This is a genomic window from Caulobacter sp. GW821-FHT12D05 (assembly GCF_058807295.1).
The window spans coordinates 944,125-958,740 of the sequence record NZ_JBXAQO010000002.1 but is presented as its reverse complement, the minus strand read 5'-3'; the positions used below and the strand labels follow the sequence as shown (position 1 = coordinate 958,740).

At 68.0% G+C, this 14,616-nt stretch carries 13 protein-coding genes; 4 read left to right on the top strand and 9 right to left on the bottom strand.

Translation table 11 applies throughout. The annotated features are described in order from the left end of the window. Positions 1 to 158: 158 nt before the first annotated feature. Together AC1RRR_RS11870 and ispG are read left to right on the top strand one after the other, a co-directional pair. Positions 159 to 1,232: a helix-turn-helix domain-containing protein gene (locus tag AC1RRR_RS11870; protein ID WP_492813250.1), complete on the top strand. Its 1,074-nt coding sequence runs from the start codon at positions 159 to 161 to the stop codon at positions 1,230 to 1,232. A 207-nt stretch (positions 1,233 to 1,439) separates the two neighbouring features. Next, positions 1,440 to 2,579 carry a flavodoxin-dependent (E)-4-hydroxy-3-methylbut-2-enyl-diphosphate synthase gene (gene ispG / locus AC1RRR_RS11865; RefSeq protein ID WP_492813249.1) on the top strand — a complete coding sequence of 380 codons (1,140 nt, stop codon included), beginning with the start codon at positions 1,440 to 1,442 and terminating at the stop codon, positions 2,577 to 2,579. Between the two features lie 5 nt (positions 2,580 to 2,584). Here ispG and AC1RRR_RS11860 read toward each other — a convergent pair whose 3' ends face one another. The 5 genes from AC1RRR_RS11860 to AC1RRR_RS11840 all read right to left on the bottom strand — a co-directional run bounded on the left by AC1RRR_RS11860 (position 2,585) and on the right by AC1RRR_RS11840 (position 7,345). Further along, positions 2,585 to 3,004, bottom strand: a complete 420-nt coding sequence (locus tag AC1RRR_RS11860; RefSeq protein WP_492813248.1) for a helix-turn-helix domain-containing protein — start codon at positions 3,002 to 3,004, stop codon at positions 2,585 to 2,587. Positions 3,005 to 3,095: 91 nt separating this feature from the next. Then, a complete protein-coding gene (locus tag AC1RRR_RS11855) occupies positions 3,096 to 3,860 on the bottom strand; it encodes a dioxygenase family protein (protein ID WP_492813246.1) in 765 nt (254 codons plus the stop codon). Between the two features lie 93 nt (positions 3,861 to 3,953). Continuing rightward, a complete protein-coding gene (locus AC1RRR_RS11850) occupies positions 3,954 to 5,516 on the bottom strand; it encodes a tryptophan halogenase family protein (protein ID WP_492813244.1) in 1,563 nt (520 codons plus the stop codon). A 33-nt stretch (positions 5,517 to 5,549) separates the two neighbouring features. Further along, positions 5,550 to 6,047 carry a flavin reductase family protein gene (locus AC1RRR_RS11845; RefSeq protein ID WP_492813242.1) on the bottom strand — a complete coding sequence of 166 codons (498 nt, stop codon included), beginning with the start codon at positions 6,045 to 6,047 and terminating at the stop codon, positions 5,550 to 5,552. Beyond that, a complete protein-coding gene (locus AC1RRR_RS11840) occupies positions 6,044 to 7,345 on the bottom strand; it encodes a cation:proton antiporter (RefSeq protein ID WP_492813240.1) in 1,302 nt (433 codons plus the stop codon). The genes AC1RRR_RS11845 and AC1RRR_RS11840 overlap by 4 nt, the downstream gene beginning before the upstream one ends. Before the next feature lie 296 nt (positions 7,346 to 7,641). Here AC1RRR_RS11840 and katG point away from each other — a divergent pair, with 296 nt between their 5' ends. Then, on the top strand, positions 7,642 to 9,864 hold the full coding sequence (gene katG / locus AC1RRR_RS11835; protein ID WP_492813238.1) for a catalase/peroxidase HPI: 2,223 nt from the start codon (positions 7,642 to 7,644) through the stop codon (positions 9,862 to 9,864). Between the two features lie 66 nt (positions 9,865 to 9,930). Here katG and AC1RRR_RS11830 read toward each other — a convergent pair whose 3' ends face one another. Together AC1RRR_RS11830 and AC1RRR_RS11825 are read right to left on the bottom strand one after the other, a co-directional pair. Continuing rightward, positions 9,931 to 11,187: a TraB/GumN family protein gene (locus tag AC1RRR_RS11830; RefSeq protein WP_492813237.1), complete on the bottom strand. Its 1,257-nt coding sequence runs from the start codon at positions 11,185 to 11,187 to the stop codon at positions 9,931 to 9,933. A 120-nt stretch (positions 11,188 to 11,307) separates the two neighbouring features. Then, positions 11,308 to 12,009 (bottom strand): class I SAM-dependent methyltransferase, encoded by a 702-nt coding sequence (locus AC1RRR_RS11825; RefSeq protein ID WP_492813235.1) that lies wholly within the window; start codon positions 12,007 to 12,009, stop codon positions 11,308 to 11,310. Between the two features lie 156 nt (positions 12,010 to 12,165). Here AC1RRR_RS11825 and AC1RRR_RS11820 point away from each other — a divergent pair, with 156 nt between their 5' ends. Further along, positions 12,166 to 12,696, top strand: a complete 531-nt coding sequence (locus AC1RRR_RS11820) for a DUF4303 domain-containing protein (protein ID WP_492813233.1) — start codon at positions 12,166 to 12,168, stop codon at positions 12,694 to 12,696. A gap of 6 nt (positions 12,697 to 12,702) precedes the next feature. Here the strand turns inward: AC1RRR_RS11820 and AC1RRR_RS11815 are convergent, their stop codons facing one another. Further along, the gene (locus tag AC1RRR_RS11815; RefSeq protein WP_492813231.1) at positions 12,703 to 13,467 is read right to left on the bottom strand and encodes a pseudouridine synthase; all 765 of its coding nucleotides are present in this window, start codon (positions 13,465 to 13,467) and stop codon (positions 12,703 to 12,705) included. Then, positions 13,467 to 14,537, bottom strand: a complete 1,071-nt coding sequence (gene prfA / locus AC1RRR_RS11810; protein ID WP_492813229.1) for a peptide chain release factor 1 — start codon at positions 14,535 to 14,537, stop codon at positions 13,467 to 13,469. Before prfA ends, AC1RRR_RS11815 begins: the two co-directional genes overlap by 1 nt. Positions 14,538 to 14,616: the final 79 nt, after the last annotated feature.

The window sequence follows — 14,616 nt, the reverse complement described above, 5'->3', positions numbered from 1 at the left end:
AAAAGCTTGGCCGTTAACCAAGCGTCACCGTTTAGTCCATTGAATCCGGCTACTTAGTTTGTTATCCCAAACACTTGTTAAGACCTCCGTGCGATACGGGGTGGGGGAGTGCGTCGCGCTTCGCGCGCGGCGCGATTTTGGGGGCGTATAGTCAAGTCATGCCGCTGGATACGGGCAACGTGAGACGTCTGCACCTTGTCGCCGACGCCGATGCGGATGATACGCCGGTCGCCGTCCATCATCCGTCGATCGATGAGGGCGCCGACGTGGGCATGGCCCTGAAGGCGGCGCGCGAGTTCCGTGGCCTCACCACCCAGGACGTCGCCGACGCCACCCGCATCCGCCAGAGCTATATCGAGGCGCTGGAGGACCTGCGCTTCGACGACCTGCCCTCGCGCCCGTTCACCATCGGTTATGTCCGCGCCTATGCCGGCCTGCTGGGCCTGGACGCCGAGGCCGCCGTGGCCCGCTTCAAGAACGATGCGCCCGACAACGACGCCGCCGAGCTGCGAGCCCCCGTCGGCGTGCGCCGCGAGCGCGACCCGCGCCTGGCCCTGATCTTCGCCGGCGGCCTGCTGGTGGTCGGCGCCATCCTGCTGTGGAATGTCGCCCAGCGCGCCATCACCAAGGAAGAGCCTCCGGCCCAGGTGGCTCCGGCCGCCGCCTCGACCCAGGTCCAGGCCCACGCCGGCAACAACCAGGTCGCCCTGGGCGCGCCGCTGCCGGCCCCGGTCGAGAGCACCACGCCCGAGCCCTACAAGACTCCTGGCCTGGACGACGCCGCCGCCAACGGCGGTTCGGTCGACGCCGCCAAGATCGCCGCCAAGGCCCGCGCCGAGGCCGACGCCAAGGCGGGTGTCGTGGATCCGGCCAACCAGTTCGTGGTCGGCTCGCAGTTCAAGCCCAAGGGCCAGATGCTGGGCGCCTCGCCGGCCGAAGCCTCGGGCGTCCTGATCCAGGCCCGCAAGGCCGGCGCCCTGACCGTGCGCCGCGCCGACGGCACGATCCACATGACCCGCTGGCTCTCGACCGGCGACGCCTATCGCGCGCCGAACACGCCGGGTTTGATCCTGGACGTGGTCGAGCCGAACCTGTTCGACGTCTATTTCAACGGGCGTCTGACGGGGCGGCTGACGTCGAACCAGACGGCGGTGGCGAAGCTGGTGCCGGCGGCGCCGGTGGCGGCTCCGGTTGCTCCGAAGCCGGCCGCGCCTGCGGCTCCTCGCCAATAAAATCCTGCCTTCCTAGGCCTTGTGCCTAGGACCCATGGGCGGGCTTGGTTCAGATTGGACGAAGAGCGCTCCGCACGTGTGGTCGCGTACCCGGCGAGGCCGAGCGAGCGGACGCATGGGTCCTAGGCACAAGGCCTAGGAAAGCAATTAGGGGGATGCATGCGCGAAACCCTTCAGTTCCTGCCGCAGAACCTCTAAATTACCCCCATGGCCGCAGACCACACGCACGTCCGTCCCTGGCGCATGATCACGCGCCGGCAATCGCGCAAGATCCGCGTCGGCAATGTCGAGGTGGGCGGCGACGCGCCGATCACCGTCCAGTCGATGACCAACACGCTCACCAGCGACGCCAAGGCGACGCTGGAGCAGATCCGTCAGTTGGAAGAGGCCGGGGCCGACATCGTCCGGGTCAGCTGCCCCGACACCGACAGCACGGCCGCGTTCAAGACCATCGCTCGCGAGGCCAAGGTCCCGCTCGTGGCCGACATCCACTTCCACTACAAACGCGGCATCGAGGCGGCCCAGGCCGGCGCGGCCTGCCTGCGGATCAATCCAGGCAATATCGGTTCGCCCGACCGCGTGCGTGACGTCATCCAGGCCGCCCGCGACCACGGCTGCTCGATGCGGATCGGCGTCAATGCCGGCTCACTGGAGCGCGAACTGCTGGAGAAGTACGGCGAGCCGTGCCCCGACGCGATGGTCGAGAGCGCGCTGAACCACGCCCGCATCCTGCAAGACCACGACTTCCACGAGTTCAAGATCTCGGTGAAGGCGTCCGACCCGTTCATGACCGTGGCGGCCTACTACCAGCTGGCCGAGGCCATCGACTGCCCGCTGCACCTGGGCGTCACCGAAGCCGGGGCGCTGCGCACCGGCACGGTGAAGTCCTCGATCGGCATCGGCTCGATGCTGTGGGCCGGCATCGGCGACACCATTCGGGTGTCGCTGGCCGCCGATCCCGTCGAAGAGATCAAGGTCGGCTTCGACATCCTCAAGTCGCTGGGCCTGCGCCACCGCGGCGTCAATATCATCGCCTGTCCGTCGTGCGCGCGGCAGGGCTATGACGTCATCAAGACCGTGGAAGCGCTCGAGGCGCGGCTGGCCCACATCTCGCAACCGATGTCGCTGTCGATCATCGGCTGCGTGGTCAACGGCCCGGGCGAGGCGCTGATGACCGACATCGGCTTCACCGGCGGCGGCGCCGGCGCGGGCATGGTCTACATGGCCGGCAAGCCCGACCACAAACAGTCCAACGACGGCATGGTCGACCACATCGTCGAGCTGGTCGAGAAGAAGGCGGCTGAGCTGAAGGCCGCCGAAGCCGCGAAGGCGTTGGCGGCGGAGTAGGGCTTTTAAGCCCCCTCCGCCATCACCCGCACCAGATCCACCAGCTGTCGCCGCACGCGGCTCGGGCCGATGCGCGGGAACAGTTCGGCCAGCTGCATCCCCTCCGACGTGTGCAGGAAGGTCTGCACCGTGCGGTCGGCCTCGCAGCCTTCGCCGCCGGTCTCGACCGGGTCGGGCAGGCCGTCGAAGAAGAAGCCGATGTCGGTCTTCAGCAGGGTGGCGATCTGGTAGAGCTTGGACGCGCTGATCCGGTTCTCGCCGCGCTCGTATTTCTGCACCTGCTGGAAGGTGATGCCCAGGCTGTCGGCCAGCTGGTCCTGGGTGACGCCCAGCACCTTGCGGCGCATCCGCACCTGCGTGCCGACGTGCAGGTCGACCGAGCTGGGGCGGCGGCTCTCTGTATCCTTGGCGGTGTCGTAAGGCATGTCACTCTCTCCGTACCCGTCGGAAAGAACGCCAATGCTGCGGTGCAACTAGGGCGGCTCTGTAACGGGAGTGTATCAAGCTGTGCGGGAGTCAGGTCTTCGGTAACAGCGCCGCTACACGCGCCTCGCCGGTGAGGCTCTCGCGGCGGCCGAAACCCCCCGGCGGCGGGCCAGGCGGGGGACCCTTGGGTGGCGGCCCCATGAACCCCTCGGCGCGCGGCCGGGCGTTGCGGTCGACCACGACGTCGAAATCGACCCGGTAGCGATCCTCGCCCTCGGCCACCGCCGCGAAGGTCGCCTCGCCGCCCTGCCGGGCGATGCCGTCGTTGCTGTTGAGCGTGTCGCGCGGGCGTCCGCGCCGGTAGTCGGCGGCCTGGACATAGAGGAACTCGTTCAGCGCGTCGGGCAGGAAGACCTGCGAGGTCAGCAGCGCCCGCTGGCCCAGCCAGACCTTGTAGTGGATGTGGGTCGTGCGGCCCTCGTACCAGCCCGGATAGACCGTCCGGAACGTCGCCGCCCCACCGTCATCGACCGGCTGCACGCCGCGTAGGAACCGCTGCGCCTGTAGGGCGTCCACGCCCGAATAGCGGCCTTGCGCGTCGCAGTGCCAGACATCGACCCTGGCACCCTTCAGCGGCGCGCCCAGTTCGTCGAACACATGGAAACGCAGCTCGACCGCCACGCCCGGCAGGCCCTCGGCGATGTCGGCCCGCACCGGCGCGTCGGCCAGGTAGTAGGGACCCTCGGTGACGGCGGGCGTCAGCTTGGGGCCCGGCCGCAGGCTGGTCTGCGCCGAAGCGCTCGTCCCAGCCGCCAGGCCTAGGGCCAGCAGTCCGCGTCGATGAAGGTCGGCCATGGTCATCCCCGTCGTTGTCGTCCGACAGGGATGCCGCTGGCTCGTGGCGCCGCGAGGGCCGGGTTCGTTTCCGACCTGTCGCGATCTGAAAGCTTAGGCCGTCGCCGCGACCTTGGGCCGGCGGTGCTCCGGCGGGGGAGGCGGCGGCGGGGCCGGGCAGTGGTGGGCCAGGAACTCGCCGTGCCCCGGCAGCGTAGCGACCTGGGCCTTCACGATCGGCGCCGAGCGATCCAGGGTCTGGCGGATCACCTCATAGGGCGTGGTGTCGACCAGCTGCTGATAGCGCTTGGGCCGGATGCCCATGCCCTCCATCACCGACTGCCACGACGGGGCGCGGAACATGTCGTCGACGCCGTCGCGCAGGGTCCCGGTCTCGCGGAAGAGTTCGATGCGCTCTTTCAGGCTCTGAGGCGGCTGGACCTGTTGGTACTCGCGCCAGAACGGCGTGTCGTCGCGCTGGGTGGTCTGGTAGTGCAGCACGATGAAGTCGCGGATCTCTTCGTAGTCGGCGGCCATGCGGCGATTGTATTCGGCCTGCAAGGCCGGGGCGAAGGTCCGGTCGGGGAAGAACCGCAGCAGATAGTCCATGCCGCGATAGATCAGGTGCAGGGCGGTCGACTCCAGCGGCTCGATGAAGCCGCCGGCCAGGCCGATGGCGACGCAGTTCTTGTTCCAGAGTTTCGTGCGCATGCCGGTCTTGAACGGCACCAGCCAGGTGTCGGTGATCGGCTCGCCCTCGACCTGGCTCAGCAGCACATGCCGGGCCTCGTCGTCGCTGATGTATTTGGAGCAGAACACATAGCCGTTGCCGGCCCGGTGCTGCAGCGGGATGCGCCAGCGCCAGCCGAAGTCCTGGGCGGCGGCCAGGGTGTAGGGATGCGGCTCGCGGATGTTGTCGGTCTGCACCGTGATGGCGCGGTCGTTCAGCAGCACGTCGGACCAGTCCAGGAACGGGGTGTCCATCGCCTTGCCGTTCAGGATCGAGCGGAAGCCCGAGCAGTCGATGAACAGCTCGCCGGCGGCCTCGTAGCCGCTTTGCAGGATCACCTTCTCGATCGTCCCGTCATTGCGGGTGACGACCTGGTCGACAATGCCCTCGACGCGCTTGACGCCACGCGCCTCGGAGAACTTGCGCAGGTACTTGGCCACCAGGTTGGCGTCGATGTGCAGGGCGTAGCGCGAGGCCGACAGCATGGTCTTCTGCAAGGCGCCCGGCGGCATGAACTTCCATTGGTCGGCCATCACCGTGGCCGGGGCGAAGTCTTGCAGCGCCGACGGGTGGCCGTTGGCCTTGGCCCGCAGCCAGCACTGGTAGAACTCGTGCGACCCGATCGGGCCGCCGATCTGGCCGAACGGGTGGTAATAGACCTCGTCCTTCTTGCGCCAGTTCTCGAAGCGGATGGCCAGCTTGAAGGCCGCCTGCGTCTCCTGGATGAACTCGCGCTCGTCCAGGCCCAGGCTGGAGATCAGTTGCAGGAAGGGCGGGATGGTCGACTCGCCCACGCCGACGGTGCCGATCTGCTCGCTCTCGATCAGCTCGATGGCGCAGTCACCGTCGCGGAAGAAGTGGCTGAGCATGGCCGCGCAGATCCAGCCGGCCGAGCCGCCGCCGACGATGACGATCTTCTGGATGGCGTTCGGGTTCTTGTCGCTCATCGGTTACTCCCCTGCGGACTTTCTTGTTGTTGATTAGTCGACCACGATCAGCGCGCGGTTCCAGGCGATCAGCGGCGCGGCCGGGTCCAGGCGATGGTCGCTGGCCGTGACGATGAAGATCGAGTGGGTCTGGGCCTCGACGATCTCGTCGATCGTGCAGGCGGCCTGGGCCAGGCCCTGGCGGTAGGTGGGCGGCGCATCGGCGCCGAGGTCCCAGCGGCTGGGGCAGAAGCGCTCGTGCGCCTGGACCGGGCCGCCGAACCGCACCGCCTCGTCCTTGTCGGCCGCGCCCAGCAGGGCGATCGACAGGGCCGGGCGACGCAGGAAGATGTCGTGGCAGCCGGCCTCCTTGCGCACGCAGAACAGGAAGCGCGGCGGGTCCACCGACAGCCCCGTGATCGAGCTGACCAAGAGGCCCCGGGGTGCGTCGCCATCCCAGCAAGAGACGATGGCGACGCCGCTGGCCAGGTGCGCCAGCACGTCGCGGAAGTCGGTCGATGGGGGCGGCGACGCGGCCGGGGCGGGGATCATGCCTTGGCGCCGGCCGGGACGAGCTCGTCGTCCTCGTCTTCGTTCAGCGCCCCCAGCTCGCCGCGCGCGCGGGCCTGCTTGCCATAGACCTGCTCGAACAGCGGCGAGGTCATCAGGGTGGTGACCAGGGCCATGACCACCAGCATCGAGAACAGCGCCGGGCCGATGATGCCCTTCTGCAGGCCGATATTGATGATGATCAGCTCCATCAGGCCGCGGGCGTTCATCAGGGCGCCGATGCCTAAGGCCGTGGCGTTGTCCTGGCCGGTCAGGCGGGCGGCGGCCCAGCAGGCCCCGCCCTTGGCCAGGATCGAGCCGGCCAGGATGACCAGGGCGACGGCGGCCAGCGACCAGCTGTTGAGCAGGTTCATCTGGGTGTTGAGGCCCGAGAAGGTGAAGAACATCGGCACCAGCAGCGCCACGGTCAGCGGCTCCAGCGAGCGCTTCAGCTCGCGGGTCAGCACGCCCCGGGGCATGGCCGCGCCCAGCAGGAAGCCGCCGAACACCGAGTGCAGGCCGGCCGCGTCCATGGCCCAGGCGCTCAGCATGAACAGCATGATGACGACACCCAGCAGGGGCGGGGTGACCTTGCCCTCGCGCTCGGCCCATCGCCCCAGCGGCGCCAAGAGCTTGGGGCCGACGGTCAGCATGAAGAGGGCGAACAGGCCGCCGCCGATCACGGCCTTCAGCGCCACGGCCGGGCCGCCGCCGAAGCTGGCCAGCACGATGGCCAGCACCGTCCAGGCGCCGGCGTCGTCGATGGCCCCCGACGACAGGGCCAGCGAGCCCAGCGGGGTCTTGGTCAGGCCGCGCTCCTGGATGATGCGGGCCAGTACCGGGAAGGCGGTGATCGAGATGGCCGCGCCCATGAACAGCATGGCCTGGACATGGCTCACGCCCTTGCCGAACAGGTTCAGGCCCATCAGCCACGGCGTCAGGGCGATGGCGACCAGGAACGGCGCGACCATGCCCGACAGCGAGACTGTCACCGCGCTCTTGGCGTTGGCCTTGAAGTGGTCGGCGCGAAAGCCGACGCCCACCAGGAACATGTAGAGGCCCACGCCCAGCTGAGCGCCGACGAACAGGACCGACTTGGTTTCCTTGGGGAACAGGTGATGCTGGAGATCCGGGGCCAGCAGGCCCAGCAGCGACGGGCCCAACACGATGCCGGCGATCATCTCGCCGATGACCTGCGGCTGGTCGAAGAAGCGCTTCATGACCCAGCCGGACGCGCGGCACGCGGCCACGATCACGGCCATCTGCAGGAAAAAGGCTACGCTCAATTCAGCCGGCGTCATGGCGTCCCCCTGGTTTCCGCGCCGCCTTTTGGCGGTCGCGTTCCGTCCCTTGGAGCGACGCTAACAACGCAAAAAATGGGCTGGCAAGCCGATTTTGTCCAACGTTGTCATTTTGAGTTTCGAGCCTACGTGCCTACAATTTTTTGAAGCCTATGTAGGTAGGTAGCTACATTCTCGTGATGGGCGATGCGGGGTTGTACGGACGGTTCCGCCGTCGGCGCCTTTGCCGCCAATGGCTCAGTCTATCCTGGCGATAGGAACAATCAATTTTACCTATCGCCGGTTGGGGCGTCCTGATGGCGCCGTGTCGGGGACGGCGCCGGGTTGAACCAAGCCAAAGCGGAGGAAACGACGTGGACAAGAAAGTCGAAGACAGCGTTCAGGGCCAGTGCCCGATGGGACGCGGCCGTGGCGGCCATGGCAACCGCGACTGGTGGCCCCAGAACCTGCGGCTCGAGGGGCTGAACCAGCACTCGCCACGCTCCAACCCGATGGGCGAGGCGTTCGACTACGCCGAGGCCTTCAAGAGCCTGGACCTGGACGCGGTGATCGCCGACCTGCACGCCCTGCAGACCGACAGCCAGGAGTGGTGGCCCGCCGACTTCGGTCACTATGGTGGCCTGTTCATCCGCCTGGCCTGGCACAGCGCCGGCACCTACCGCACCTCGGACGGCCGTGGCGGCGCCGGTGGCGGGCAACAACGCTTCGCGCCGCTGAACAGCTGGCCGGACAACGCCAACCTCGACAAGGCCCGCCGCCTGCTGTGGCCGATCAAGCAGAAGTACGGCGCCAAGCTGTCTTGGGCCGACCTCTATGTGCTGGTCGGCAACGTCGCGCTGGAGTCGATGGGCTTCAAGACCTTCGGCTTCGCCGGCGGCCGCGTCGACCAGTGGGAGCCCGAGGAACTGTACTGGGGTCCCGAGGGCTCGTGGCTGGGCGACGAACGCTACAGCGGCGAGCGCCAGCTGCATCCGGCCCTGGGCGCCGTGCAGATGGGCCTGATCTACGTCAATCCGGAAGGCCCGAACGCCAATCCCGATCCGCTGGCCTCGGCGCATGACATCCGCGCCACCTTCGCCCGCATGGCCATGAACGACGAGGAAACCGTCGCCCTGATCGCCGGCGGCCACACCTTCGGCAAGACCCACGGCGCGGGCGATCCCTCGTTCGTCGGTCCCGAGCCGGAAGGCGGCGAGATCGAAGCCGCCGGCCTGGGCTGGGCCAGCAAGCACGGCACCGGTCTGGGCGCCGACGCCATCACCTCGGGCCTGGAAGTCACCTGGACCCAGACGCCGACGCGGTGGAGCAACCACTTCTTCGACAACCTCTTCAAGTTCGAATACGAGCTGACCAAGAGCCCCGGCGGCGCCCAGCAGTGGGAAGCCAAGGACGCGCCGGCCGACATCCCGAACGCCTTCGATCCGTCGAAAAAGCAGCGCCCGCGCATGCTGACCTCGGACCTGGCCCTGCGCTTCGACCCTGAATACGAGAAGATCTCGCGCCGGTTCTACGAGAACCCCGACCAGTTCGCCGACGCCTTCGCCCGCGCCTGGTTCAAGCTGACCCACCGCGACATGGGCGACAAGCGTCGTTACCTGGGCAAGCTGGTCCCGGCCGAGACGCTGATCTGGCAGGACCCGGTTCCGGCCGTGGACCACCCGCTGGTCGACGCCAACGACGTCAAGGCGCTGAAGGACCAGATCCTGGCCTCGGGCCTGTCGGTCTCCGAGCTGGTCTCGGCGGCCTGGGCTTCGGCCTCGACCTGGCGCAAGTCCGACAAGCGCGGCGGCGCCAATGGCGCGCGCGTGCGCCTGGCTCCGCAGAAGGACTGGGCGGTCAACGATCCGCCGGTGCTGGCCAAGGTGCTGTCGACGCTGGAAGGCATCCAGAAGGACTTCGGTAAGAAGGTCTCGCTGGCCGACCTGATCGTGCTGGGCGGTTCGGCGGCGGTCGAGAAAGCCGCCAAGGACGCCGGCTCGCCGATCGAGGTCCCGTTCGCGCCGGGCCGCACCGACGCCTCGGCCGAGCAGACCGACGCGGAGTCGTTCGAGCCGCTGGAGCCGATCTCGGACGGCTTCCGCAACTACCGCAAGGACGGGACCCAGTTCATGGCCCCCGAGGAAGCGCTGGTCGATCGCGCTCAGCTCCTGGGCCTGTCGGCCCCGGAACTGACCGTGCTGGTCGGCGGCCTGCGGGTGCTGGGCGCCAATACCGGCGGCTCCAAGACCGGGGTGTTCACCGATCGCCCGGGCGTGCTGACGACCGACTTCTTCGTCAACCTGCTGGACATGGGCGCCGTCTGGAGCCCGACGGCGGTCAACGCCTTCGCCGGCCATGATCGCAAGAGCAGCGAGCCCCGCTGGACCGCCAGCCGCGTCGACCTGATCTTCGGCTCCCACGCCGAACTGCGGGCCTTCGCCGAGGTCTACGGCTCGTCCGACGCGCAGGGCAAGTTCGTGAAGGACTTCGTGGCCGCCTGGACCAAGGTCATGAACGCCGACCGGATCGACCTGAACTAGCCCTCGGCCCTGGCCGAAGGAAAGCTGGGGCGGCTGCCGTGAAGCGGCCGCCCTTTTCGCGCGAGATCAACGCGCCGTGGGTTTCTCGACGCCGAGCACGCTGGAGGCGGTGAGTGTCGGAGCCAGGATGGCGATGTCGTAGCCAAGCGCCAGGTCACGCCATTCCGGCGGCGCCGACGCCAACACGCTCTTGGTCCGGAGCGTCCGCAAATCCACCAGCATCCACGATCCCGGCGCGGCTTCAGCCGCCTTCGCGAGCGCGGCGTCCTTGCGCCAGTCCGGGTCCTTGTCGTCCTTCATATCGAAGGCGCGCACGACGGAGGGCCGCCCGACGCCGCCATAACCCCCCTCCGAGCCCTTGGCCCCCAGCACCATGATGTGCAGCGCCGAGACGCCTTCGCCCTCGGCGCGCTCGGCCACATAGGCGCCGAGGTCGCGCTGATTGAGCGGATTGATCGACTTGTAGACGTGGTAGGCGCCGAACTTCATCAGCACTCGCGCGTCGGGATTGGCGGCGAGGTGGGCGGCGACCGTGCGCTTCATCAGCCGCGCGCGGCGTCCGTTGGGGTCGCCCTGGCCCGACTTCGACGCCTGATAGATGGCGCGGCTTTCCGTGAGCAGGCCAAACAGATGGCGGACGCGCGCGCCGCCATCCCGCGCGACCGCGGCGGCGGTCTTATCAAGATCGTCCTGTGTGGCCGAGAGCAGGAAGAGGTCGAAAGGCGAGCCTGATGCGAGCGCGGCAACGGTCGCTTTTTTGTCCTGCGCGGCCAGATCGGTCAGGGCGGCCCGGGCGAGGGGCCCTGGCTTCGAGGCCAGCATTGCCTCAAGCAGATGGCCGCTGGATCCCAGGAACTCCTGGTCCAACCCCCAGAGCTTGAACTTCGGTCCGGCGGCGGCGGCGCAATCGCCGGCCATCCGGACTTCATCGCGGCCGTTGAAGAAGGCGATGCTGTCCGGATGCGCGCGCACGAAATCGTCGATCCGGGCTTCGGGGTCTTTCGATCGCATGACGGAATCGACGACGCGCGCCGCTTCCGGGCCGGTCTCGATGGCCATGGCGGTCAGGCCGGAGGGCGCCATCAGGCGGCAGATCTGGGTCGTGAGGGCCGGGATCTCGCGGCTGTGGTGGCTCTCGCCGATCAGGACGTAGCGGCTATCGGCTATGGCCTTGGACAGGACGAGCGCGCCCGCGCCGGACAGACCATCCGCCTTGACATCCAGAGGCGCGATCGCCTGGGCGAGACGCGAAGCGAAGGGCGAGGGCGTCGCCTCCTCGGCGACCGCGCTGGTCGCAAACGCGCTGAGCGCGGCGAGAAGCACGCCTGACAGACCCCAATAAACTCTCGGCACGCGTACCTCCCCAAACGACTCAACTGCTCGTGGTCTATCGGGGCCCGGTTGGGACGGCCAATTAAAACGCAGCCATGCAGAGACCGCCCATCAAGCCTTCGCCGCGTGCCAGCCTCGGATCATGAAGGCCTGGAAGAACGGGATCGGCTGGCGGAAGCCGGCGGCCTGCCACAGGGTTTCCGTCTCCGCCGGGGGCAGCACCCCCAACACGTCCCGCATCATGCCGCCCAGCTTGGCCAGCGACTCCGGCGTCGCGCCCATCAGGGTTTGGACCTGCTTCCAGTCCTCGAGCATCCGCGGGAATTCCGGAGCGTCCAGGTCGGCGCTGATCTCGGCGCTGACGAGGCGGCCGCCGGGTTTCAGGCGATCATGGATGGCCGTGTAGAAGGCGGCTCGGTCCTTGCGCTGGATGAAGTGCGCGACCAGCAGGCTGACCACGGCGTCGAAACCGTCGGCGGGCGCATCCTGGACATAGCCCTGAAGCAGCTCGCAACGCTCTAGCACGCCGGCCTGTTCGAGCCGGTGTCGCCCGACGGCTAGCATCTCCTCGGACGGATCGACGCCGACGAACGACCAGCTCGGATAGGCCTTGGCCAAGGACAGGATCTCGGCCCCGGTCCCCACCCCGACGCACAGCACGCGGGCATCGGCGGGCAGGTCGGCCAGGACCAGCCGCATCAGGAAATGCAGATTGTCGGAGATGGGGGCGAGGGCGCTGTTCCGCCGATCATAGGCGTCGGCCATCTCCTGGCTGAAGAAGTTGGTCGGGGCGGGGGGATTGGGTTGGGGCATTGTTATAATGTAACGCCAAATCTGGCGCGCGCCAGCCGTCTCAATAGCGCGTCGACGGCGACGCCGTCCGCTCACCACCCATAGCGGATGCCGCCAAGGTCCGCTTGCCGGGCGGGGTCTGGGTGCTAGCTTGGTCAGGATCGAAAGGGAGCCTGCGTGGACTGGAACGTCAGAGCAGAGAAGCTTCGCGCGGCGACGATCGCGGCGTTCGACGGATTGGCGTCCTTGCGCGACAAGCAGCGCCTCTACGCGATCTGTCTGCAGACGGCGGATGACGGCATGAGCGTCGGGTTCTGCGCCAATACCGAGGAGGGTTATGCCGCGAAACACGCCGCAGAGGCCGAAGTCGAGGACATGACGTCGGATTACGCGGCCTATCTGCGCTGGGCTCCGGCCGAGTGGCGGTACGAGAGCTCCGGCAATGGCCATTTCGCGGACATCAATCGCGAGTTCACAGCGGCGAGCGGCGACTCGGGCGCGGACTTCAGCGCCTACTTCGACCACCTGATCGACGCGATGATCGATGCGCTGGCCCATCTGCGGGCCGAGCGGGCGCAGGCGCTTGAAGGCGTGACGTTGTTCGTGACGATCTCCGATAGCGACGAGGCGCAAGCGGTCGAGCGGCGGTCCGCGGAACGGCTTAACGCGCCGACGCTGGCGGCTGAATTCAACCTGCCCTGGGCCTAGGCAAGTCTAGCCCGCGATCAACGCGGCCCGCTCCGCGCTGGTCAGCGGACGCCACCGCCCCTCGGGCATGTCGTCCATGTCCAGCGGCCCGATCCGCACCCGGAACAGATCCACCACTTTCAGCTCGACCAGCTCGCACATGCGACGGATCTGGCGGTTGCGGCCTTCGCGCAGGACGATGCGCAGGCGTTGGTCGGAGATGACCTCGACCTCGGCGGGGCGGAGCTCTCTCCCATCCAGCTCCAGACCAAAGCGCAGGAGCTCGATCTTCTCTTCGGTCAGCTCGCCCATGACGGCGACGCGGTATTCCTTTTCGAGGTCCGACTGCGGGCCGATCACGGCCTTGGCCACCACGCCGTCGCTCGACAGCAGCAGCAGCCCCCGCGAGTCCTTGTCCAGGCGGCCGACCGGCGGCAGCAGGTCGCCCGACTGCGGGATGGGGGCGGGCGCGTTGCCCCACTGGTTCTGGCGGGTCAGCAGGCGGGCGGCGGGCACCTGGCCGGGATCCGGCTGGGCCGAGACGATGCCGACCGGCTTGTGGATCATGTAGGTGACGGCCGCGTCCAGCTTGGCGGTCGCGCGGTCGGCCAGCACCAGGGTCTGGCCCGGCAGGATCTTGCGGCCGACGTCTTCCACGACCTCGCCGTCGATCGAGACCAGGCCGTCGCTGATCAACTGCTCGGCTTCACGGCGCGAGCAGACGCCGCTCTGGGCCAGCCACTTGTTGACCCGCTGGGGCTCGCCCTCGTCATAGGTCCGGGTGAAGGCCACTAGCTGAAGCTCTCTTCCAGGCTGGCCAGGCGCTCGGCCTGGTCCTCGGCGATCAGCGGGTTGATCACGTCGTCCAGGCTGTCGCCCTCGATGATCCGGGCCAGGTTGTAGAGGGTCAGGTTGATCCGGTGATCGGTCACCCGACCTTGCGGGAAGTTGTAGGTGCGGATGCGTTCCGAGCGATCGCCGCTGCCGACCTGGCTCTTGCGGGCCTCGGAGCGGGCGCTGTCAAGGGCCTCGCGCTGCATGTCGTACAGGCGCGCCTTCAGGTTCTTCATCGCCCGAGCGCGGTTCTGGTGCTGCGACTTTTCCGAGGAGGTCACCACCACGCCGGTGGGCAAGTGGGTGATGCGCACGGCCGAGTCGGTCTTGTTGACGTGCTGACCGCCGGCGCCCGACGAGCGGTAGGTGTCGATCCGCAGGTCGCTTTCCTTGATCTCGATCTCGACGTCTTCGGCTTCCGGCAGCACGGCGACCGTGGCGGCCGAGGTGTGGATGCGGCCTTGCGCTTCGGTGGCCGGCACGCGCTGCACGCGGTGCACGCCGCTCTCGAACTTCAGCCGACCGAACACGCCGTCGCCGGTGATCGAGGCGACGATTTCCTTGAAGCCGCCCATTTCGCCTTCCGAGATGCTGTCGATCTCGACCCGCCAGCCCTGCAGGGTGGCGTAGCGCTGGTACATGCGGAAGAGGTCGCCGGCGAAGAGAGCCGCTTCGTCGCCGCCGGTGCCGGCGCGGACTTCCAGGATGGCCGAGGCGTTCTCGTCCTTGTCCTTGGGGGCCAGCATCAAAGCGAGGTCGTGCTCGAGGATCGGCAGCTTCTCGTCCAGGGCCTGGATCTCGTCCTTGACCATGTCGGCCATCTCGGGATCGGCGGCCATGACGTCCAGCTCGGCGCGTTCGGCGCTCAGCTTGGCCAGGCGCTCGACGGCCTCGGCGACCGGGCGCAGCTCGGCGTGCTCCTTGGAGAGCTTGACGATCTCGGTCCCGTCGGTGGCCGCGCCCATGCGCGCCTCCACTTCGCGGAAACGGTCGAGAACCTGGTCGAGACGGGCCTGGGGCAGTCGCAAAGCTATGGTCGCATGGCTGGAGGGGATTGGGTCGGTCTCTCTAGTGCTTTTCCCCGCCGAAGGGAATGGATGGGGGAGC